Here is a 22,801-nt window from a genome sequence, read left to right on the forward strand (position 1 = left end):
TTCACCCCCTACTATTCAATATAAGCAATTTGATCTACAACAATTTCTGGTGCTAATTCGCTAATACAAAGTACTTGCGCTTCTACTTGATAACGCTCAAGAAGTCTTACTATTGCAAATCTGAAATCTTTTCTACGCGTTAATAACACTGGTTCTCTTCCCATTAAACGAGCCTGTTTAAAGACACGTTGTACTTGCTCAACTACTCGCGTTTCTAAATCTAAATCCCAGTTTAATAAATACCCTTGATAAGAATTGTTCACAACGTCCGCATCTAACTCGATTGAATCTGAGAAGAGCGCCGCATAAATTTTACCGTCAGGATTTTTCGCATTTTCACAAATAACTTTTGAAATACATTCACGGACGAATGACGTTACACCGTCAACATGATTTTGATAAATTTCTTTTCCGTCAATAATACCTTCGATAATGGTTGGTAAATCGCGAATAGAAATACCCTCTTTTAGAAGTTGTTTAATAACATTTTGAACGAGTGATAAGTCGATTTCTTTCTTCTTAATCTCTTCTAATAAAACGCCGTTATCATTTTCAAGCGAGTTAATTAAGTCTTTTACATGTTGACGCTGAATTAACTCATGCAGATTACGTCTAACGACAACATCTAAATGCGTAATTAATATACTAAGTGGCTCTAATACTTGATAGCCTTTCATTTGTGCATCTTGTACCATATGCTCTAAAATCCAATATCCATCTTCACCGAAAATCGGATCTTTCGCTGGTTCTGCATCTAAATCGGCCATTACATTCGGTGTTTTCAGCGCTAATAAGTAACCTGATTTTAAAACACCTTCAGCTGCCTTCGCACCTTTAATACGAATAATGTAACGTCCGCGTGGTCTAAAACTCGTATTATCTTTAAAGTTAATTCCAGGAACGTTAATACCAAGGTCGGTAATAATCGACTTCCTCATAAGAACAACTTTATCACGAGCTGTTTCCCCGTTAATTTTCTGCTTTACAAGTGCAGCTAAATCTAAGCCGAGTTCTACAATAATTGGATATTTATCTGTAAATACTCCGAATGAATCTTCCACTTGTTGCAGTTGCTCATCTTCGCCTTGAATCATTTCTATTTCTTTTTGAAGCTCGTCTTCTTTTTCTTTCTTTATTCGGTTTTTATTACGAATTCCTAAGAAGATAATTGTTCCACCAACGAGTGCGAATGGTAGAAATGGTAGCGGAGTAAAAATACCCATTGCGATAAATAAACCACCAAGCGCATATACAACAACTTCATGTGCTAATAACTCTTTAAAGATACCTTCTGTTACTGTATCCGCTGAACCATCAAATACACGTGTCACGATAATACCGGTTGAAATTGCAAGCATTAACGAACCAATTTGGTTTACGATTCCGTCACCGACAGTTAACTGTGTATAGTGAATAGCTGCTTCAGCAAAGCTCATGCCCTGCTGCATCATCCCGACAATTAAACCGAAAATAATGTTTACGAATAAAATGACAATCCCGAAAATAACGTCCCCTTTAATGAACTTTCCGGCACCATCCATCGCTCCGTAAAACTCTGTTTCCATATTTAACTTTTTTCGTTTTGCCTGTGCATCTTTTTCAGTAATAATACGCTGGTTTAAATCAGCATCGATCGACATTTGTTTCCCCGGTAAAGAATCAAGTGTAAAACGAGCTGCAACTTCAGCTGTACGAGATGCACCGTTTGCAACGATAAACTGGAATATGATTAATACTGTAAAAATAACGATACCAATTAATAAGTTCCCGCCAATTACAAACTGGCCGAACTCTTCAATAACATGCCCCGCATTTCCATCTGTCAAAATCGCTCGCGTCGTCGATACGTTAATCGATACGCGGAAAATCCCGATTAATAACAGCATCGTCGGAAATGACTTTAATTCATCCCACTCGTTAATACTTGTTGCTCGCATATAAATAAGCACTGACATACTTAGTAAAAAAACGATAACGATATCAAGTATAAATGGTGGAAGTGGAATTAAGAGCGCCACTACGAATGACGCTGCTAGAAAGATAGAAAAATAGGTTCTTGCAGAATCTATCTTAAACACAAGAGATCTCCTCCAACCGCGCTATTATACTTCAAGTTCATTCGTTTGAATTAAATAGCGCATAACTTCAATTACAGCTACGTATAAATCTTCTGGAATCGTCTCATCTTCCTCGACTTGATAATATAAAGAACGAGCAAGCGGACGATTTTCCACCATTGGTATTTCTTGTTCACGGGCAAGCGTTCGTATATATAATGCGAGCTCATCTTCCCCTTTTGCAACGACAATTGGTGCTGCATCAACCTGTTTATTGTATCGAAGTACGACCGAAATATGAGTCGGATTGTTTACAATAAACGTTGCGCCATCCATCTTCTTCGCAATTGTCCCTTGCAAGATCGCATGCATAAAGTTTTTTCGTTTCCCCTTTACTTGCGGGTCCCCTTCATTATCTTTATGCTCTTGTTTTACTTCTTCTTTTTTCATCTTAATATCTTGTTCGTACTCCCATTTTTGATAAATAAAATCAATAATAGAAAGAACGATTAATATAATTAAAATGGCTAAAAAGATAAATTTAATTTGCCTAATAATTTCAGTAAGTGACGCAGTCCAGTTAAATCCAATCATACTAACAATTTTCTCTAAATTCTTTTTAAAGAGAACGTAAGCGACGTAACCAATTAACCCCATATAAAATAGTGATTTCAAAATATCTACTAAACTTTTACGGCTAAACAATCTTGTAAAATAGTTTTTTGGGTTAATACGCGACGCTTTCGGCTTAATGACTTTAGAAGAAAATAAGAAACCGACTTGAATCATATAATTGAATAAATGAAAAGCGTATACGAGTATTAATATTGGAGCCGATACTTTCAGTAGTAAAATACCCATTAAATAAAAATACTCAGTTGAATCTGTGTTTTTCCCAATTTGATCAAACAGCACCGCTACAGAATTTGCAATCTCATAACCGAGCCAATCTCCGAAAAAGTAAACGACAACTGCTAATACAAGTATGGAAAATAAATTATTTAAATCTTTACTCCGGGCAATATTCCCTTCTTCACGCGATTTCTTACGCTTCTGCGGGGTGGCCTTTTCTGTTTTATTATCCTTTGCCATGCGCGTCCCCCTACTTCGTTAAGAAAAAGTTAAATAGTTTCGTATATTCCTCAAGCAATACATCTGTCATATTTTTAAACACATAACCGAGCATCGGTACACTCATCGCAATAAACAAAATACCGCACGTAATTTTAATGACGAATGCATTCATAAAAATATTTAATTGCGGAGCGTTTTTTGCGATTAAAATTAAAACAAAGTTAATGATGAACAAACTCCCCATTAGCGGAAGAGCAATTTCAACCGCTGATGTAATCGCAAATAATAACGTTGCGAGTAGACTATCTAAAAAACTAGTCGTCAGCAATTTTGAAATCGCCTCTGTATATTGAAACGACTTTAAAATCGTGGCAACGAAATAATTAATGCCGCCAAGTGAAATAAAAATAATTAGGAAAAATATATCAAAAATGGTTGATAGTAAAGTAGACTGTGAACCTGCATTTACATCAAACAAACTTGCCTGTGATAAACCGATATCAAAGTCTAAAATATGCCCAGCCATTTTTGGAATGTTCCACAGCATTTCTACAATTTTTGAAAGTGATAATCCAATTACAATTTGCGTTCCTGCATAAGCTGCAACGTCCCAAACGGTCTTTATGTGAGAAACATCAACTTGATCGGCCACTGTAATCGAAAGAGCAAGTCCAACTGTAACCTTCGCCATTGCTGGAATGGATCGCCCTGAGAAAAACGGTAAAAAATATAAAAATGAAGTAATGCGGCAAAACGCAAAAAACGTCGCCGCCCATAATTCCATATTCATTTCAGTCCACCTATCTTAGTAAGAACGCAATAGCGATGGAATTTTATCAAATAAATCTAAAATAAGCGTCGTTAACTCTTGAAACATCCACGGACCTAAAATGATAATAACGAGTACGATACTCGCCATTTTCGGTAAAAACGTCAGCGTTTGCTCTTGAATTTGCATCATCGCCATAATGACAGCGATAATAATAACGACAATCATACTTACGCCGGCAACCGGCATTAAAATCATAACCCCTTTATAAAAAAAGGTTTGAAAAATATCTATAATTGGTGACGTATTCATTTATATGACTCCTATCACATAGCATCAAACGCTTCAGGCGACCGTTTTAAACATAATGTCGACGATTTTTGTATATCCGCCTAAATATACGAAAACGAGTATTTTAAATGGTAAACTTAAAATCATCGGCGGTACCATCATCATCCCGAGGTACATTAACAGTGTACTAATAATCAAATCTATAAATACAAACGCTAAATAAATGAACATCCCTGTTAAGAGTCCCTTTTGGATTTGCGTTAACGTAAAGGATGGTACGAGCGTAAATAAGGAAAGATCTTTCAAATCTTTCGGTAACTCTTCTCCACGCACTTTCAGCATCATTTTTAAATCATGCTTATACGTATGCTTTGACATATACTCTTTCATAATCGGAGCTGTCGTTTCCGCAGCTTGACTTACTGTTATTTTCTCTTTCGTCATCGGATCCCACACATCGCTCTTCAGTTGCCCAAGTACAGGCTGCATCGTAAAGAGGGATAAAAATAGTGCAAGTCCTACAAGCACTTGGTTCGGTGGTAAGTTCATTACCCCAAGTCCTTGACGTGTAATCCCAAGAACGATCATAAAATAAGTAAAATGTGTAAATAATAGAACGATAGATGAAGATAATGATAAAAGGGTAACGAGCGCAAATAATTGTACACTTGAATTACTCGTAAACTCTTTTCCATTTTCGAAATTAATAAAACCGTTTTGGGCTGCATACGCTGGATTTACAAAAATAATTGAAAAAACGATAGAAAATACGAAAATAACGGCTAATAATGATAACTGTTTCTTTATTCTCATGATGGATCCTCTACTTTTTTCGTTTCACTCTTCACCGCGTCTTCTAGCGCTTGTTGAAACTGATTTCCTGTTCCTGTTAATTGCACAGATTGCACACCGTTATTACTAATAACAGTGAACACTTGCTTGCCGTCCACTTCAAATAAAAAGGCGCTCGTTTGATGATTTAAATACACGCCGTCCTTCACTTGAATGTGGCCATTTTCACCTTGTTTAAAAAACTGCTGCTTGCGCGTCTTTTTCGTCATATAATATGCACCGTAGCCGAGCGCACCAAACAGTAAAACGACTTGAAATAAGGTCGTCATATACGACATATGACTCCTCCTCTACTCTTTATCTTGCATTTGACTTTGCGCTTTCATAAGCGCAGCTTGCTTCTTGTCAGCTTCAATTTCAGAAATGATAATACCGAACTTCTCGTCCATTACGATCGCTTCCCCAATGCCGACTTTCATATTACTTAAATACACATCTACTTTATGTCCTAAGTTTTTCTCTACTTCCAGAACATCGCCCACTTTTAACTGTTTCACATCACCAAGTGTAATAGATGACTTCCCAAGCTTTACACCAAGTTCAATCGAAATGTCTGAAACAGTATCAATATGTGCTTTACCTGCTTCATTTCGCTTTCCTGCAAAATCTTCTAATCCCATTAATGATACAGGAGATACTTCATGCTTCATATGGATCCTCCTACTCTACAAAACTTTTAAATAAGAGCGCCTTACGCGTTCCATCTTTTCCAATAAAACAATTAAATTTATGCTTTCCATCTACATAACCAAGTAATTCATCCGAAACTTTCGTATGAAGCGGAATAATATCGCCTTCTTCAATTTGTTCAATCTCACCCATTGTCATCTTTTGCTTGCCAATTGCAACGTGAACAGGTTTATACACTTGATTTACTTTCACTTCCACTTCAGACGTATACTTTTTACGCTTATCCGAAGAATGTTCGACAATATTTTCAGACGTTAACTTATCCATAATTTCTTCAACAGATAAGAATGGAATACCGATACGCACCGTCGTATTCCAAAAATCTGTTTTCATATTTACGTTCAGTAATGAAATGATATCACTCGCTGTCGTAATCTTTAATGCATTCGGATCTGTCTCCGTCGTTACAAATTTCGGTTCAATCGCCACAACACTTTCAAATGATTGCTCTAAATTTTTACAAAGGAGCATAAAAATATTATCCAGTGTTAAAAACTCAAATGCGGTAAGTGGTCTGCGCATCGTAAAGTTACGCTTACTATCTCCACCAAGCCAACATTCATGAATATAAATAACGAACGCTAAATCAATCTCAATAACAATTTCTCCAAGCTCCGGGAGGCCAAGATCAATAACGCAATATAAATAGTAATCTTTCGGCATTTTCTCCACATACTCACTCGTAAACGGAACTTGCTCAACCGTTGAAGGCTCAAGCTCAATTGGAATACGCATACGCGCTGCCAACGTCTGTGACGTCTGTTTACCAAATGTAGAAGCAATTGCTTGCAAGCTACGTAAATGCTCAACACCGAACTTCTCCGGTCTATTAAAATCATACTCTTGAAATTTCTCTTGCTTTCCTGCTTCTTGTGCGAAAGCTGGCATTTCCTCGCCTTCATTAACCGCCTTCAGCAGGGCATCAATTTGCTCTTGGCTTAATTTTTCGCCACTCATGACAATCCCCTTCCCTACCTTTTCAATTCAACGATTTCAACGTACATCTTCCCGTTTTTCGTCAAAATCTTTCCGGTTCCAATCTCTTCATTCTCAAGCATAAGACGCACCGTATTTTTCGTTGAATTTTCAAGACGATACAATGTACCTTTCGTTATATGAAGCAAATCTTCAATTTTCTTTTTCGTATTTCCGATTTCAAAATAAATTGTTAACGGAATATCATCTTGTAATTTCAAATCTAGCCAACTCCCATATCATGTTCACGAAAATTTCATGTTCTCTCTATATATGAAATTTCTTATTTTGAAACGTCGATATTTAATATTTTTTTAATATATCCTTGCGTTTCTTTAAATGGCGGTACGCCTCCGTACTTTCTCACATTACCAGGGCCAGCATTATAAGAAGCAAGTGCCAATACTAAGTCGCCGTTATTTTTCTTTAAATAACCGCTTAACTCTTTCACACCGCCCTCAATACTTTCAGCTGGTGAAAATGGATTTTTTATACCCATCTCTTTCACATTCGCTGGCATAAGCTGCATAAGACCCATCGCACCTGCATGTGACACCGTTTTCGGATTAAAATTAGACTCTACTTCAATCATTTTTTGAATTAACGTTTTCGGAATTCCGTATGTACGGCTAGCGCGATCAATAATATCCTCATACTTCCCTTCATTGGAAGAACGTATTTTTTGAATATTATACTTCTTCGTTAATTCCCACGTATCAGCAGCCTCATTTTTCGTTTCTGGGAAACGTCGTTCAAACTCTTTTTGTGCGACTTGCACTTCATCTACGTTCTTCGTTTCAGCCTTTTCTTCAGCCTTACTCGCTTCCTCTACTTTATTAATAGATTCTTCCGGTTTATTTACAACCGTTTCTATTTTCGTAGATTGTACCGGCTGACTCATATCTTCTATGTTTGCCGGCTGCGCAGTACCCTTCATTTCCTTCGCAGGTTCACTCTGCAACTTCTCTTGAAAACGACTACTAACGAATGCTTGTGGACTACTTAGCTTTTGCTGAATTTGTCCTTTCTTATATGCAAGCACTTCTTTTACTATATTTCCAACTAACATAATATCACCTTTTCGGTAAACAAAGATAATCTAATATTAGAGTTTTTTTAAAAAGTTTGCAATAATCCTTTTAATAATATTGTAATAAAAAAACGACTAAATTGTTAAACTGTTATTTTTTTATATTTATTAATTCGAATTTTTAGTTGACACCCGTTGTAGCAAGGATTACAATAAATCTCGAAATTGATTTTTTCGCATATTACCGTTTTTCAATTTGCAGAAAAGTCAATATAAAAAAATGGGGGTTCTTAACATGAGAATTAATACAAACATTAATAGCATGCGTACGCAAGAGTACATGCGCCAAAACCAAGCTAAAATGAGCAACTCTATGGACCGTTTATCAAGCGGTAAACGTATCAACAACGCTTCTGACGATGCAGCAGGTCTTGCAATCGCAACTCGTATGCGTGCACGTGAAAGCGGATTAGGTGTTGCAGCTAATAACACACAAGATGGTATTTCTTTAATCCGTACAGCTGATTCAGCAATGAACTCAGTTTCTAACATCTTACTTCGTATGCGTGACCTTGCTAACCAATCTGCAAACGGCACAAATACAGATAAAAACCAAGGCGCACTAGACAAAGAGTTCGCTGCATTAAAAGAACAAATTGATTACATCTCTAAAAACACAGAATTCAATGATAAAAAATTATTAGACGGCAGCAACAAAGCTATCGCGATTCAAACATTAGATTCTGATGATAAAGGTAAACAAATCGAAATTAAGTTATCTGATTCTTCTACTACTGCACTAAAAATCAATAATCTAAGCATCGCTGCTAATGGACTTGGTATCGGCTCTGGTCAAGAATTAGTTGGTGTTGCTGACAATACTGTGGCTGATGCTACTGCTGGAGCATTAAAAGGCTTAAATAATACTGCTGGTACTGGTGGCGCTTTAGCTGATAGAAAAACTGCAGTAGACAATTTCAAGGTTGAATTTGCTAAGGTTAAAGACGGTATGAATGCACAAGATGTTGAAAAAATTAATGACGCTATCAAAAAATTCGAAGATGGTACTGCAAATTCTTTAGCAGATACTCAGGCAATTGGAAAATTATATACTGATTCACCTAAAGCTATTACAACTACTCAAATTAATGACGTGAATGTAGCAGCTAAATCTTTATCCGATTTAACTACTGCTTCTACTACAGATACTAGAAAAGCAGCAATGACATCATTCGTGGATGCTTTTAATGCTGTTAAAGGTTCTATGAATAAGGCAGATGTAACTAAAATTTCGGATGCCATTGATAGATTCAGTAAAACTGATGATTCTGGTAATACATTAGAAGCAGCTCGCGCAATTGGTGATGCATTTAAAGCTGCTACTACTAACGGACCAACTTCAACAGCAAACGATGCTAATGCAGCAATTAAAGCAATCGATGCAGCACTAGAAACAATTGCCTCTAACCGTGCAACTATGGGTGCTACATTAAACCGTCTAGACTTTAACGTAAACAACCTTAAGAGCCAACAATCTAGCATGGCATCTGCTGCTTCTCAAGTAGAAGACGCTGACATGGCGAAAGAAATGTCTGAAATGACTAAGTTCAAAATCTTGAACGAAGCTGGTATCAGCATGCTTTCTCAAGCAAACCAAACTCCACAAATGGTTTCTAAATTATTACAATAAGCCATTTGATTTAGTTTCATGAATAAACCTCTCTGCTTGCGGAGAGGTTTATTTTTTCTATATAAATGAATTTTTTGTAAAACCTTTCTTTTTTAGGTAGGATAGAGCATCCACGTTGCGTAGAAGCGGTCAATTCCTATCTCTATTCCCCCCTTATGTTAAAATACAACTAGAAGATAAGCATAAGTCCCTTTTTCTTTTTATAACTGTTTATTGGCTTTAAGATCCTATATGAATCTATAAGATAAGGAGTGTCTATTATGCGTATTGGTACGAATGTTTTGAGTATGAATGCTAGGCAATCGCTATATGAGAATGAAAAGCGTATGAATGTTGTGATGGAGCATTTGGCAACTGGTAAGAAGTTAAACCATGCTTCTGATAATCCTGCTAATATTGCGATTATGACTCGTATGCATGCACGAGCAAGTGGTATGCGCGTGGCGATTCGTAATAATGAGGATGCGCTATCAATGCTTCGGACAGCGGAAGCTGCCCTTCAAACTGTGACGAATATTTTACAGCGTATGCGTGATTTAGCTGTTCAATCTGCGAACGGTACAAATTCAAATAAAAACCGTGATTCACTAAATAAAGAGTTTCAATCTTTAACAGAGCAAATTAGCTATATTGGCGAGACGACTGAGTTTAATGATTTATCCGTGTTCGACGGCCAAAACCGTCCTGTTACGTTAGATGATATTGGTCATACAGTAAACATGACGAAACATATTCCTCCTTCCCCTACACAACATGACATCAAGATTTCAACAGAACAAGAAGCAAGAGCTGCAATTCGTAAAATTGAAGAGGCACTACAAAATGTATCACTTCATCGTGCCGATCTTGGGGCTATGATTAACCGTCTGCAATTTAATATCGAAAATTTAAATAGCCAAAGTACAGCATTAACAGATGCCGCCTCTCGAATTGAAGATGCGGATATGGCGCAGGAAATGAGCGATTTTTTAAAGTTTAAATTATTAACTGAAGTTGCACTTAGTATGGTTTCACAAGCAAATCAAATACCGCAAATGGTTTCCAAGTTACTACAATCTTAAAAAATCATCCCCCTTCTTTGGAACGATTCCATACAAAACAAAAGGGAAATACATATACACTATGTATCTCCCTTTTATTTTGTACCCAAATTTTATTACTGCGTTACAGTCATAACCTGCCCACTACGATCAACCATAATTTTCATTTTACCGTCTTGTGCATTATATAACCCTAATTTATGCAAATCTTGTTTACATTCTTTTACGAAGAAAGGTAATGTGCGAATTTGATCAATATCAGAGCTCGTAATGAAATGAATTAAATGATGCGTCATTTCTTTTATATCATGAACAAGCTCTTCCTTTTCTCGCTTTAGTCTTTCATTTTCAGCTCGTAATACATGTAACTCGCCTTCAAGTCCACGGGCATTCTTTTCATCTTTTGAACGCTCTGCAGCCATGCTAGAAAGCTTATAGATTCCTTCCATGAACTGATGTAGTTCATGCTCTTTTCTTTCACTACACTGGCTAATCGTTTCAAAATTATCAACAATGCCAGATATAACTGTTACAAGATTTTTTTCGTTCTCTGTATTTGGAACTTCATTTCTTAATTCTTGTTTGTTTTCTTTTTTTATTTCAACAATTGGTTCTTTTACAGGTGTATATTTTCGCTTTCGTCCTGGTTTTTGTTTTTCAATATTTTCAAACGGTATTTCACATTTTTTTAATTTGTAATACGTATTTTGTAATTGACTTGCTGTTTTTGGAAAAAGATTTAGTTCTTTTTTACTAACGTATTTTGAAATATTAATAATGTTTAAACCGTGACGTTGGGAAAATTGATACACTTCATACAGTAACTCTAGCTCAGACTTCAGCCATGTAATTGTAGATTTTTCATACGCCCGCATCCCGCCATTTTTTTCGATATCTATTTGAAATAATACCATTCTATTATATAAATCAACTAATTCTTCATACGCTACTCGGAATTGTTTCTCTATTTTTTTTAATTCCTCTTCTAGTTGCACATCGTTCATTTTATTATTTGACATGTTTTGTAAAAGATTTAATACATTGATTGCTGTGTGGTGATACATAATCTGTGCCACTCCCCCTCATCCTTTCACAATTCTCATCTGACTCCCATGTCTTTTTAGAAAATAGCAATTTTTTCATATCCATATTATAACATTTCGAAATTATCTGTCAAATATTAAACATACAAAAATGTATAGAAAGTATAGAAATAGAAAAATTATTTTTAATTAATATGTATAATTACATATTAATTATATTATATGGTATTTCGGATATATTTTCACCGAAAAAGTTTGCGTTACTACGCAACCTTACTAGCATATTCCGAAAATACGCTCTCTTATATTTTCAAATAAACCAGCTCGCTATTTATTCATTAAACGAATTGAAAATCTCGAAGTAGAGACTATTTATACAGCCACAAACACTCCAGAAATATTTAATCTTTCTACCTGTAAAGCAGAGTATAGAATGCAAAAAAGGAACTAGCCAGTACTACTTACACGTGGCTAGTTCCCTCCTCCCTACTAAAAAAATAGAGTTGTATATCAGTTCTTCAAACCCTTAATCAAAGGCTCATTTCTTCTACTGATCTAAAACCACTCCATATATCTGGTCTCACATCGCATGGGGCTCTATTAGGCACTGACCGCCACCACGCATGACTAAAGCTTCTATTCTAGCTAAAAAAAGCTTTTCAAAACGTTTTTTACAGCACTAACTTATCAACTAAGCCAATTAACTCTTGAATATCTGGCTTACTTACTTGAGCATTTGCTCCTACAGCTTCGCCTTTATGGAATAATTCATTTGTAATTAATGAAGAGAAAATAATGACCGGTAAACGATTCATTACTTCACTATCTTTAACCACTTTCGTTAAATGATGTCCGTCCATTTTCGGCATTTCAATATCAGTAATTAGCAAGTGAATATGTTCAAACATTTTTTCCCCTTGCTCTTTCGCTAATTTTTCAATTTGCGCTAATGCTTCTGCACCATTGCTGAAGAAATTCATTTTCGTATATCCAGCTGATGATAATGTTTCTTCTAATATTTGGCGAAGCATCGCTGAATCTTCTGCTATATAAATAACTTTTTCAGCTCGATCTGTTTTTTGCTCTAAACCTGAAAGTGATTTATTGTCATAACCAGTACCGCTAATTTCACATACAATTTTTTCATAATCTAATAGTAAAATAATTTGCCCATCTAGTTTTACAATACCAGATGTCGTTTCTTCTAGTCCCATAGACAATGAAGCTGGTTCATCAATTTGTTCCCAAGAAATACGTTGAATACGATGCACTTCATCAACACGGAAAATAACTTTCATTTGATTTAATTCTGAAATAATAAATTTCGTTTGATCAAGTGGCTTTGTCGATTTTAAATTAAGAGCTGTCGCTAAGTTAATAACAGGTAAAATTTCACCACGTACTTGAACAACACCTTCAACTGCATGATGAGATTCTGGCACAGTTGTAACAGGGAATGGATTAATGATTTCACGTACTTTCATTACGTTAATACTAAATAGATTTTCACCAACAGTATATGTGACAATCTCTAATTCATTTGTTCCGCTTTCTAATAAAATACTTTGTGCTTGTGACATAAAGGTGTCGCTCCCCTTTCATTAATTCCGTATATTTAATTATTAAGCTTTATTAAAACGAAAAAGTCAACTACCTATATAAAAAATATAGATAGTCGAACGATTTATTTTAAAAGACGCTTAATCTTGTATAAACGAAGCAAGTGCCTCTAATAACACTTCTTGTGCTCCTACAATTTCTGTCGGCATTGCTTCCCACTTTTTCGAAAGCTCCGTTTCTACTCTTATTCTTAGCTCCGAATCCATTTCTTCTAGCACATATTCTTTCGTTGCTATATCAACATCAAGTAGTGCGAGCGCATATAGTTCCGGGTCGTTTATCTTTTCAAATAATCGTTTTAATACCGCCGGTGCTATATGTTTTAATTTTTCAATATGAATCTCTTTATCTGAAAATAGTAACTCATATTGAATAAACGTAACATTTTCTTTAATCACTTTAAAATAGCAATTATTTTTTTTATCATTTACAAAGTAACCGTTCGGATCTGCAATAATACTCTCTACTTTACGAATTAAATCTGGCAAACTACTCGCCGACATTACAGTCCGCTGCTCAACCTCACTCGGCGAAATGAATGTAACGCGATACTTATTCTGCGCCATCCTCCTCACCTCTCCTTTTATAGAAATCTATCGTCATAAATAAACTTATTAGTCCATCTAACACGCTAAGACCACAGGTATTATTCATACTACACTTCGCTTAAATCTTAAACTAACCTAGTAACTCTTCATATCTCTGGTCTTAAACAACGGTCAAGCACCCACATAAGCACTAACTGCCAGGTCCTCTCTCAAAACCTAAAAAAGGGCTTTTAAAAGCTTTTTAAGAGCTTTTCAATAACTCGATGTTGTTGAACCAAAATGCAATCTGCTGATCCGTTATCCCTGATAGTGTAATAAAAAACTCCCGGCACTTCATCTCATCCTTAAACAGTTGATACTTCCATTCTCCTTCGCTACCAACACTTACGAAATAAAACTCATGAATACGGCCAATAATTGATTGCTTTTCACCAAATGAATATGCAGGTACTTGCTTAATTTCAAATTGATCAGGTAAATATATATGCTCTTCTCGTTCCATTTTTAACACTTGCTCTGCAAGTTCACGTTTATTTTCGAAAAAAGGCAATTGTAAAATTCGCTCTTGTCTTGTCATACGAATAAAAAACCGATACGATAAACTTAACTAAATCTATACGATTCAATCAAATTTACACAAGTTAGTGCTTCATCGTGTTCTCGCAACCCCGAAGGGACGAGGGGGATAACACTCCACACGAGGCAGTATCGTTACCTCATATTATCAAGCTTTTATTTTACCCATCTTGATAAATTTATCGAAGCATTTAAATCTCTATCGTGATGGCTATTGCATTGAACACAACGCCACTCACGTATTTTTAAACTCCACTGTCCTTCTGGTTGAACTGAATGGTCGTATTTTACTCCGCAACATGAGCAAATCTTGCTTGAGGCGAACCATTTATCAGCTTTTACATACTCAATGCCATACTTCTCGCACTTGTATGATAAACATTGAAAGAAGAAGTTTAATTTTTGAAAGGAAAATGCTTTCGATAGTTTTTTGTTTTTTAACAGGTTTGAGATAGGTAAGTCTTCCACAACAATCCTCATTGGTTTGGTTTTCACCAATTTAGCTGTTGCTTGATGGATATGGTTATTTCGGATATTCGTAATTTTCCTAGATAACCGAAGGTTCTCAGTTTTAGCTTTTTCATATCCGGCAGACTGAATTTTTACACCTTTTTTAAATCTCCTAGACATATCTCTTTGTGCTGACTTTTTCCTTTTCAAAAGCTTTTTAACCTTGGCATCTTTGTTTATATTTCGTTCTCTTGTACCATTAGAAGCTACAAACAGCTCTTTTAAACCAACATCCACACCAATCGACTCATTGGTTAGTTCTTGTGATTCAAAGTCTTCTTGGAACCCTACACTAATCCACCAGTGACGACCATCAAAGGTAACTCTTGGATTTGATGGTTTTTTGTTTCTTGGTAGTTGTTGGCTTGTTTTCACTTTTCCAATAGACTGAATATGAACTACTTTCTTTCCTATAATCAGTCTTTCATAATTGGCATAAAATCCTTGGAGTAAATCTTTTTTGGATTTATAAGAAGTGTGATAACCATTTTTGTACTTTTTGAACGAATTTTTCCTCGCCTTATCAAAATCTTTTGAAGCCTGTTTGGGAACTTGTGCATTGATGTCTTTTAACCACTCATATTTCTTTCGCTTCTTGATCTTTGTAAATCGTTTCTGTAAATCTAACTGTGAAACAGATTTCCCAAATAGCTTATAGTATCTATCACTCATTCTTTTACAATAGTTATAAGCAAATCTTGCAGCGCCAGCATGGTTTCTAAACACTTTTTCTTGTTCAGGCGTTGGAATCAGTCTAACTTTCTTCGCCAATATCATCAGAAGCCTACTCCTTTACTGTGCGATTATTCGGGCACTCATCTTTTAGATAACGAAAGATTGATTCTTCTGAATAGTAGCGTGTTCCATCAGCATTTCCCTAAGACTACTAGGATACAAACCTGTTAATTCCGATACTTGACTAACTCGTGAAAATTTCATTATTATTCTCACCTCATTGAACCTACCATAACACATACGTTCGATAGATTCATTAAAGTTTGATAGATTTAATTAAATTTATCTCGTTCAACTAAGGGCGCAATTCCTTAGTCAGTTCTCTTATGAACTTCTCATATTTTCACATGAGCGCAGACTATATGTTTATCTACTTAGAGATAGAGGATTTTTCCACCACCATAGGCTTGTGGTGTACTCTCGTCAGTTATACGAGATAGTCGTTGAACGTTCATCTTATCAATTTTGACTTAGATGATTCGAGGCGGAAGACCCATTGTTCTAGTGTTTAGGATTTAACCTTGCACCATCTGATTGATTTTTTCTGCTTTCGCAACATTCACGCTCACCATTTCTAGCCACGTTGTAGTTCAATCAGCTTTAGGAATTGCCCGCAGTTAACCCTCACTACTAGCCAATCACTTGACTAGCAGGGCTTACTGATATATTTAATTAACTTTGGTTATAATTGGTTAAATAAATCGTAACAGTTAGTTACCCTTTCTACTACATTACAATTTTACTTTATAATATATTATCGAATTAAGTTTACAACTTCATTTAATACTTCATCTGAAACTTTAATTACTTTCGCATTTCCTTGGAATCCACGTTGATAAAGCATTAAATCAACAAATTCTACAGATAAATCTACGTTTGAACTTTCTTTTGCTGATCCTCGTACATTCCCTGCACCATTCTCACCAGCAACACCTATTCCTGGAATACCCGCTGATGGTGTCGCAACGTAATTTCCATTCCCTGTTTTCATTAATCCACCTGAATTCGGGAATGTAGCTACAGCTAGTTGTCCTACAACTTTCATACTACCATCCGAATATTTCATCATAACGAAACCACCGTCTGAAATAGAATAGTCATTTGCAATTGCAGCTGGGCGCCCCGTTACTTCTGTGGTAGAAATAGTTTTCCCTGTCGGATAATTTGTTAATCCGCTTAAATCAAGTGTTAGACCACCACCAAAAGGAATTTGAACAGATCCACCATTAGTAACTTCACCAGTTACTGGATCCTTTTGTACTGGTTCATCTGTTTGCTTTAAATTTCCTAATGTATCAAATATAAGGGGTTTGTCGTCCGGCATGCCTTCAATAGGCTTAAATTCTTTTTCGTTTTTAGAATCATTTCTTACAGAAACTGAATATGTATATTCACCTGCCTTCGGTTTTTTAACTTCTTTACCATCTACCATCTCTGATTCAGTCTTTTGCTTAATATTTACACGTAACGTTAACGAGTTCCCTTCCGCATCAAAAACTGTGAATTCGTGAGATAATGCATTTTGGTTTCTAGGAAGGTTTCCGCCTATTGTCGCTTTATCTGTTTGAATCCCACCAACAGCTGATCCCATTGGAATATGAATTGGGCTTGGTCGTGAAGAAAAATCTACTTCTTGTGTTCCTGTTTTTACACCATAACCTAGTACATACTGTCCACCTGTATTTGTAACATAGCTATCTTTCGATACACCAAAAGACCCTTTTCTCGTATACTCTATATTTCCACCGTTACGATCACCAACTAAAAACAAACCGTTTCCTTCTATCGCTGTCTCCATCTTATCACTAGTTAAAGTAATAGAACCATCACTAAAATCTGTAGATGTCCCACTGAACTTTACACCGTTACCAATACTCTTTGGATTCGTACCAGCATAGGCACCATCACCACGTGAACCAACCGTATTATTATATAGCAAATCATCAAAAATAGCCTTTTGCTTTTTATATCCAACTGTTTGTGCATTTGCAATATTATTTGAAGTAACACTTAATGCATTTTGTGCTGCATTCATCCCTGTAATACTTGTATATAACGCTTTAATCATAACCTTTGTACACTCCTTTTATTAATCTGGCTTAACCTCTTCATTTTTTTCTATATCATCTTTCTTCTCATCTTCCGGATTAGTTTCTGTTATTGGTTTATCAGAAACCCTTTCTATGAAACGAAGTGAGACAACTTGATTATCAACAATAAGTTGCACATCGTTATTTTCAGCAAGTCGAACTGTTTCCACTTGACCAGTCACTTGCTTTCCATTATTGCTTACACCTCTAACGTACTTTCCTAAAAACTTCATCCCTCCATCAAGAGCCGTCGAATACATCGTTGATTGCAGTTTATCTACTGCTTTCGTCATATTCTGTACTTGCTCCATAAGCGATAGCTGTGCTGTTTGGTTCATCATTTGGTTCATATCCATCGCATTAAACGGGTCTTGATGTTGAAAGCTTGCTAAGAAAAGTTTCAGGAAATCATCTTTATCCATAATACCGGGTGTTTTTTGAGTACTTGCTGATACTCCGTTTGCTTGTTGAGCTGTCGACTGTGCACCAGTAACAGATGCGTTTTTTGTTTGTGCTCCTGCTTGTAACGGAATATGATTTGTACTCGTTGTATTTAATCCAACTGTTGGCACGCTTTATTCCTCCAATAATCCCGCAAATTCTTTTGCATGTTGTTTCTCATGTTTCGGACTTGCTAATTTTTGTTTTTGTCTTTGCTCTTGTTCTCGCTGTTCTTTTCGATTTTCATCTTTATCTGAATAGCTAATTTGAATATTGATTTCTTTTTCTTTTAACTTCAATCTCAATTCATCAAAAATGATTTCCACACGTTTTTTCGCATCGTGTTTTTCCATTTCTACGTGAACATCAATTTGATCTCCATGTTTTTTCATAAACACTGTTAATGTACCAAGTTTTTCTGGATTTAACTGAAACAAAACACGCTCTTGCTTCACTACAAATTTTTGCAACGCTTCTACTTGCGCTTCCATTTTCTTTCCTAAGTCAGGTAACGTAACTTTCTCAGCGCTACCATTTGATTTTCCTATTTGATCGGTACCCGTTGCTTTATTTAGTAACTCTGCACCCGTTGAACTCGAATCTTTTAACACATCACCTTCCGGCAACTCTATCTTTACATCATCGCCCTCAGCTTTTGGAAGATCTACATCTAAGTCTTTGGACTCTTCTTGTTTCTTTGCGATATTACAAGTTTCTGTTTCAACAACTTTCAATACTTGCATCGTTTGCTCTGGCATCGTCACTTTATCTAATACCATTTGCATTGTATCTTCTAAACATATAGCATTTTTGATATTCATATTGGAAAGAAGTTCTTGTAATTGTTGTAATTCTGCTGCGGGTAATTCGTTAAGTTTTATATTTCCATATTCTTTATACAGCTCTTGTATTTTTTGTATGTATTGATATAACAATTCTGGCTGCACACGTAATTGCTCAATTGCAACCATTTGCTCAGATACAGCTAATAACAACTGTTCTGTCTCTTTTTTTTCTTCTTTCTTTACAATTGGCTCTTCTTTCGTTACTGATTGTTTAGAAAGAATATATTCTTTTTTTTCTTCTTTTGGTGCTTCTTCTCGTTTCATTTTCTCCGTTTTCGGCTGCTTTTTATTTTCCATTCTCATCGTACGATCGAATGAAGAATCTTCACTTTTTGATTGTACTTCTAGCCCTTTTTCTTTTTGCGGAGGTAAACTTTGTTGCACCGGTAATACAGACTGTATCACTATATTCACCTCATCCATTCATACACATTTTCAAATCAAGAAGCATTTTTTCTTCCTGCTTTTCTCGTACTTTTGCAAGCTTTTTACAATCTTCTTGATACATCTCATCAATGACACGTTCTTTTTCTTTTACCTGTTCTAAAAGGCTTTCATTTTTTTGAATAAAATCTTCCGTTTTTTTAATTTTCCGATTCCATTCTTCTATTCTTTCAGGTGAAAACGTATGTGACGAAAGCATGCCAGCCATTATACGTTGCCCAGTTTGTACGACTTTACTACGCGATTTTACTACATATAGATCATATTCTTTTTTTTGTTCTATTTTTCTTTTTTCAGCTGTTAATTCATACACTTCTTTCAAAATCTGTTCTTTTTCTTGATTTATTTGCAATTTTATCGTGTCGTACTGCTGCTTATCCACCTGTTTTTATAGCCCCTTCCTATTATAACGCTCTCTTTTTCTATTATATAGTTTTTTTCCAAAAAAATCTGTGAAATATTAAAAAACAAAAAAATAAGACCTCTTGGGCAGAGGTCTTATACTATATGGTGCATCGCTTCAACAATATCATCAAATTGGAAACTATCAGATCGACCTTGTTTTAAAAACGTATTTATACCTTCTACTTTATTTTTACATTCAAAAATATAAGCATTTTCTGCATTTTCTTGAATCGTCCCTAATTTAAAATACAATTCATTTTCTTTATAAACAGATAAGATTTTTCTCATTTCATTTGCAAGTTGCCAATGGTTAGATGACACGATTTCTTCCATAATCCTACTTACTGAATCTAATACTGAAATTGCAGGATAATGACTAAGTGTTGCAAGCTCACGTTTTAATACAATATGCCCATCTAAAATACCACGTGCTAAATCTGGTACAGGTCCATTTAAATCATCCCCATCGACGAGTACTGTATATATACCTGTTATGGATCCCTTTTGTGTTTTCCCAGAGCGCTCTAATAGCTTCTTCATATAACTTTCCATTAAGAGTGTTTTACCACCGATCGGCAACTCTTTAACGGCAATATCAACACTTCTACGCGCGTCAGCAAAACGAGTAACAGAGTCCATCATAAGTAGTACGTTATTACCTTGATCACGGAAATATTCAGCAATAGATGTCGCAAGCTTCGCTGCACGAAGTTGCATTAGGTGACTTTCATCTGACGTCGCTACAACTACGACGCTTTTTCGCATTCCTTCTTCACCTAATTCTTTTCGAATAAAGTCTTTTACTTCTCGGCCACGTTCTCCTACTAAACTAATAACATTTATGTCAGCTTTTGCGTTTTTCGCAATCATTCCGAGTAAAGTAGATTTACCAACACCTGATCCAGCAAAAATACCAATCTTTTGACCGATGCCAATTGTTAGCATAGAATCAATTGATTTTATTCCCGTTTCAAATACATCGGTAATTTCTTCACGTTCAAATGCATGAATAGGCGGGGCATCTAGTTTTATTTTTTGTAATGGAATATTCTCTGCATCCTCATTTAGTACTTCGCCATTTGCACTTAACACTTTTCCGAGTAAATGATTACCACGAGGTACAACAACATCTTCTGCAATTAGTGTAACTGAATCTCCATAACATACTTTTTCTGTCTGTTCAAATGGAAGTAGCATATTGTTTTCTTTTTCAATCGCAATCACTTCACATAAAACATTATGTTCTCCAACGAGACAAACATCACCGATTTTCGCCTTTGGCCCTTTCGCTACGAAAAACTGTTCTTGTACACTATGAACTTTACCGACTTTCGTATAAAACGGCGTTTCAATAAATGTATTCCATTTATTATGTTCGTTCATGAGCTTATTATTCATACATTTTGCTCCTCAAATAACTTCTCTTCTTCCCATTTCTGGCGAAGTTTCGCAAATATAGGTGCAAATTTAAATTCAAAGAACTCTTTCTCTTCTTCTAGAACAAATTCACCGAACTGTAAGGAGAAATCATATTTCCATTCTACTAATTGTAGTAACCAATACTCTTTCGTATTTTCCTTCTCTTCTTGAATACGTTCAAATGTTTCTGGGTGTACGGTAATGATTAACTTTTCAAACGAAGTAGGCAACGTTTGAACGATACCAGTTAAAATAGGTAACACATCAAGCAATCGTGAATCTACTGCTTGATTCACGATTTTTTCTGCTAGATGAAAAGATTGATTCCATAATAACTCTGTCCATTCATATGCTGTTTCTTGTTGTTCTTTTTGAAATTGCATACGTGCTGCTTCCATCTGTTCCATTTGTTCATGAATATGCATTTGAAATTGTTCTTTATCTTGCAATAGCTGTTGACGCTCTCTTTCTAGCGTTTGCTGTTCTTGCCTTAGTTGATTCATTTCCATATGTAACGATTCTTGTTGCGCGCGAAGTTCTGCATGATCAACTTGTAATTCTTCCTCTTCTATATGAACTGCGGCTGGCTTTGGGAATTGTAATTCATACGTTTCTTCAGAAAAAGAAACAGAATTCTTCGGAATTCTGTTTTTAAATAAGGACATCATCTTCACCTCTTTGAACGATAATTCTTCCTTCCTTCTCTAGCTTTTTCACTGTGCCTGTAATCGTTTGCTGTGCCTTTTCAGCATCCGTCATCTTAAGCGGTCCTAAGCCATCTAATTCTTCTAGAATCATCTCTTTACGGTTTGAAGACATACATGTAAATAATTTCTCTTTAATCTCTTCTTTTGCAATTTTAAGTGCTTTCGCAATAACACCGTTATCTGTAATTTCTTCTAATACACGACGAAGTGCAAGATCTTCAAGTCCGAGTAAGTCCTCGAATACAAACATGTTTTCTTTAATTTTCTCAGATAACTCATAATCCATTTCATCCAGCTTTTGAAAGACTGTTTTTTCAACACCTCGTGAAACATTATTTAAAATATTTACTATTGTTTTCAAGCCATCTGTTTTATTAATTGCATTAAATGCCATATTATTTAATTTTGATTTTAATAAATCACCAATTTGATTTATTAATTCACCATCAACTTGTTCTAGCTTCGCAATCCCCATTACCGTTTCTACTCGCTTATGATCTGGTAATCTCTCAATTAATTGGGAAGCAAGCTGCGGTTTAATATAAGAAGCGATAATCGCAATCGTTTGTGGCGATTCATCATTAAGCACTGTAAGAAGTGGTTCTAAATCTGTAAGTGAATTTAAGAATTCAAACGGATTATCTTTGTTATACCAAAGATCTTCCAATAATTTTTCTAGTTCGTCTTCTGGCATATTTTTAAATATGCGACGAATGTATTCTTTATCTGGAGTCACTAGGTTCAATTCTTTTACATTTAGTTCATACAAGAATTCTCCTAGTACATTTTCTAACGTTTCTGGTTTATATACTCGAAACTTTGCAATTTCACGAAGTAATACTTCTTTTTCCTCAGCTGTCATATATTCAATGACTTTTGCTGCCACCCCTTCTTCTAATGTACGAATAAGGATGGCAGCTTTTTCTTTGGAGGAGATTTCATCTAACATC

The 22,801-nt window shown here is 35.6% G+C and carries 24 protein-coding genes; 2 read left to right on the forward strand and 22 right to left on the reverse strand.

All coding sequences use genetic code 11. The features are described from left to right. Positions 1-11: 11 nt before the first annotated feature. The 10 genes from flhA to QCI44_RS19810 all read right to left on the reverse strand — a co-directional run bounded on the left by flhA (position 12) and on the right by QCI44_RS19810 (position 7,777). The gene (gene flhA, locus QCI44_RS19765) at positions 12-2,078 is read right to left on the reverse strand and encodes a flagellar biosynthesis protein FlhA (RefSeq protein WP_098506213.1); all 2,067 of its coding nucleotides are present in this window, start codon (positions 2,076-2,078) and stop codon (positions 12-14) included. 24 nt (positions 2,079-2,102) lie between these two features. Further along, complete coding sequence (gene flhB / locus QCI44_RS19770) at positions 2,103-3,149, reverse strand: flagellar type III secretion system protein FlhB (protein ID WP_001040116.1); 1,047 nt, start codon at positions 3,147-3,149, stop codon at positions 2,103-2,105. A gap of 10 nt (positions 3,150-3,159) precedes the next feature. Next, positions 3,160-3,921 carry a flagellar biosynthetic protein FliR gene (locus QCI44_RS19775; protein ID WP_071757438.1) on the reverse strand — a complete coding sequence of 254 codons (762 nt, stop codon included), beginning with the start codon at positions 3,919-3,921 and terminating at the stop codon, positions 3,160-3,162. 15 nt (positions 3,922-3,936) lie between these two features. Beyond that, a complete protein-coding gene (locus QCI44_RS19780; protein WP_001098085.1) occupies positions 3,937-4,212 on the reverse strand; it encodes a flagellar biosynthetic protein FliQ in 276 nt (91 codons plus the stop codon). A gap of 33 nt (positions 4,213-4,245) precedes the next feature. Continuing rightward, on the reverse strand, positions 4,246-5,004 hold the full coding sequence (locus QCI44_RS19785; RefSeq protein WP_001220586.1) for a flagellar type III secretion system pore protein FliP: 759 nt from the start codon (positions 5,002-5,004) through the stop codon (positions 4,246-4,248). Beyond that, positions 5,001-5,321, reverse strand: a complete 321-nt coding sequence (locus QCI44_RS19790; RefSeq protein ID WP_000121176.1) for a hypothetical protein — start codon at positions 5,319-5,321, stop codon at positions 5,001-5,003. Before QCI44_RS19790 ends, QCI44_RS19785 begins: the two co-directional genes overlap by 4 nt. Positions 5,322-5,333: 12 nt before the next feature. After that, positions 5,334-5,693: a flagellar motor switch protein FliN gene (gene fliN / locus QCI44_RS19795; protein ID WP_000680010.1), complete on the reverse strand. Its 360-nt coding sequence runs from the start codon at positions 5,691-5,693 to the stop codon at positions 5,334-5,336. Positions 5,694-5,703: 10 nt separating this feature from the next. Continuing rightward, a complete protein-coding gene (gene fliM, locus QCI44_RS19800) occupies positions 5,704-6,690 on the reverse strand; it encodes a flagellar motor switch protein FliM (protein WP_088112728.1) in 987 nt (328 codons plus the stop codon). A 14-nt stretch (positions 6,691-6,704) separates the two neighbouring features. Then, the gene (locus QCI44_RS19805; protein WP_000775712.1) at positions 6,705-6,929 is read right to left on the reverse strand and encodes a flagellar motor switch protein FliN; all 225 of its coding nucleotides are present in this window, start codon (positions 6,927-6,929) and stop codon (positions 6,705-6,707) included. 62 nt (positions 6,930-6,991) lie between these two features. Further along, positions 6,992-7,777 carry a lytic transglycosylase domain-containing protein gene (locus QCI44_RS19810; protein ID WP_098506211.1) on the reverse strand — a complete coding sequence of 262 codons (786 nt, stop codon included), beginning with the start codon at positions 7,775-7,777 and terminating at the stop codon, positions 6,992-6,994. Between the two features lie 256 nt (positions 7,778-8,033). Between QCI44_RS19810 and QCI44_RS19815 the strand changes: the two genes are divergently transcribed. Next, positions 8,034-9,428, forward strand: a complete 1,395-nt coding sequence (locus tag QCI44_RS19815) for a flagellin N-terminal helical domain-containing protein (RefSeq protein ID WP_098199318.1) — start codon at positions 8,034-8,036, stop codon at positions 9,426-9,428. A gap of 260 nt (positions 9,429-9,688) precedes the next feature. Further along, positions 9,689-10,489, forward strand: coding sequence for a flagellin N-terminal helical domain-containing protein (locus QCI44_RS19820; protein WP_098485773.1), 801 nt, complete (start codon positions 9,689-9,691; stop codon positions 10,487-10,489). Between the two features lie 95 nt (positions 10,490-10,584). Here the strand turns inward: QCI44_RS19820 and QCI44_RS19825 are convergent, their stop codons facing one another. From QCI44_RS19825 to QCI44_RS19880, 12 genes are all read right to left on the reverse strand, one after another. Beyond that, positions 10,585-11,532, reverse strand: coding sequence for a DNA-binding domain-containing protein (locus QCI44_RS19825; RefSeq protein WP_098506210.1), 948 nt, complete (start codon positions 11,530-11,532; stop codon positions 10,585-10,587). A gap of 650 nt (positions 11,533-12,182) precedes the next feature. After that, the gene (locus tag QCI44_RS19830) at positions 12,183-13,091 is read right to left on the reverse strand and encodes a chemotaxis protein (RefSeq protein ID WP_016088523.1); all 909 of its coding nucleotides are present in this window, start codon (positions 13,089-13,091) and stop codon (positions 12,183-12,185) included. Positions 13,092-13,211: 120 nt separating this feature from the next. After that, complete coding sequence (locus QCI44_RS19835) at positions 13,212-13,697, reverse strand: LysR family transcriptional regulator (RefSeq protein ID WP_098985853.1); 486 nt, start codon at positions 13,695-13,697, stop codon at positions 13,212-13,214. Between the two features lie 223 nt (positions 13,698-13,920). Next, entirely contained in the window at positions 13,921-14,256 is a 336-nt protein-coding gene (locus QCI44_RS19840; protein ID WP_000198173.1) for a DUF3964 family protein, read from the reverse strand. 155 nt (positions 14,257-14,411) lie between these two features. Then, on the reverse strand, positions 14,412-15,542 hold the full coding sequence (locus QCI44_RS19845; protein WP_098646068.1) for an RNA-guided endonuclease InsQ/TnpB family protein: 1,131 nt from the start codon (positions 15,540-15,542) through the stop codon (positions 14,412-14,414). A gap of 712 nt (positions 15,543-16,254) precedes the next feature. After that, on the reverse strand, positions 16,255-17,568 hold the full coding sequence (gene flgE / locus QCI44_RS19850; RefSeq protein ID WP_098505922.1) for a flagellar hook protein FlgE: 1,314 nt from the start codon (positions 17,566-17,568) through the stop codon (positions 16,255-16,257). Positions 17,569-17,589: 21 nt separating this feature from the next. Continuing rightward, on the reverse strand, positions 17,590-18,162 hold the full coding sequence (locus QCI44_RS19855) for a flagellar hook assembly protein FlgD (protein ID WP_001143481.1): 573 nt from the start codon (positions 18,160-18,162) through the stop codon (positions 17,590-17,592). Between the two features lie 3 nt (positions 18,163-18,165). Further along, the gene (locus tag QCI44_RS19860) at positions 18,166-19,281 is read right to left on the reverse strand and encodes a flagellar hook-length control protein FliK (RefSeq protein ID WP_116349091.1); all 1,116 of its coding nucleotides are present in this window, start codon (positions 19,279-19,281) and stop codon (positions 18,166-18,168) included. Between the two features lie 10 nt (positions 19,282-19,291). Next, entirely contained in the window at positions 19,292-19,702 is a 411-nt protein-coding gene (locus tag QCI44_RS19865) for a hypothetical protein (RefSeq protein WP_000360869.1), read from the reverse strand. Between the two features lie 116 nt (positions 19,703-19,818). Beyond that, positions 19,819-21,123, reverse strand: coding sequence for a flagellar protein export ATPase FliI (fliI, locus tag QCI44_RS19870; protein ID WP_098505921.1), 1,305 nt, complete (start codon positions 21,121-21,123; stop codon positions 19,819-19,821). Continuing rightward, the gene (locus QCI44_RS19875) at positions 21,120-21,809 is read right to left on the reverse strand and encodes a FliH/SctL family protein (RefSeq protein ID WP_033660054.1); all 690 of its coding nucleotides are present in this window, start codon (positions 21,807-21,809) and stop codon (positions 21,120-21,122) included. Before QCI44_RS19875 ends, fliI begins: the two co-directional genes overlap by 4 nt. Further along, positions 21,796-22,800: a flagellar motor switch protein FliG gene (locus QCI44_RS19880; protein WP_000883361.1), complete on the reverse strand. Its 1,005-nt coding sequence runs from the start codon at positions 22,798-22,800 to the stop codon at positions 21,796-21,798. Before QCI44_RS19880 ends, QCI44_RS19875 begins: the two co-directional genes overlap by 14 nt. Position 22,801: the final 1 nt, after the last annotated feature.

This window comes from Bacillus cereus group sp. RP37 (assembly GCF_040459695.1).
GTDB lineage: Bacteria > Bacillota > Bacilli > Bacillales > Bacillaceae_G > Bacillus_A.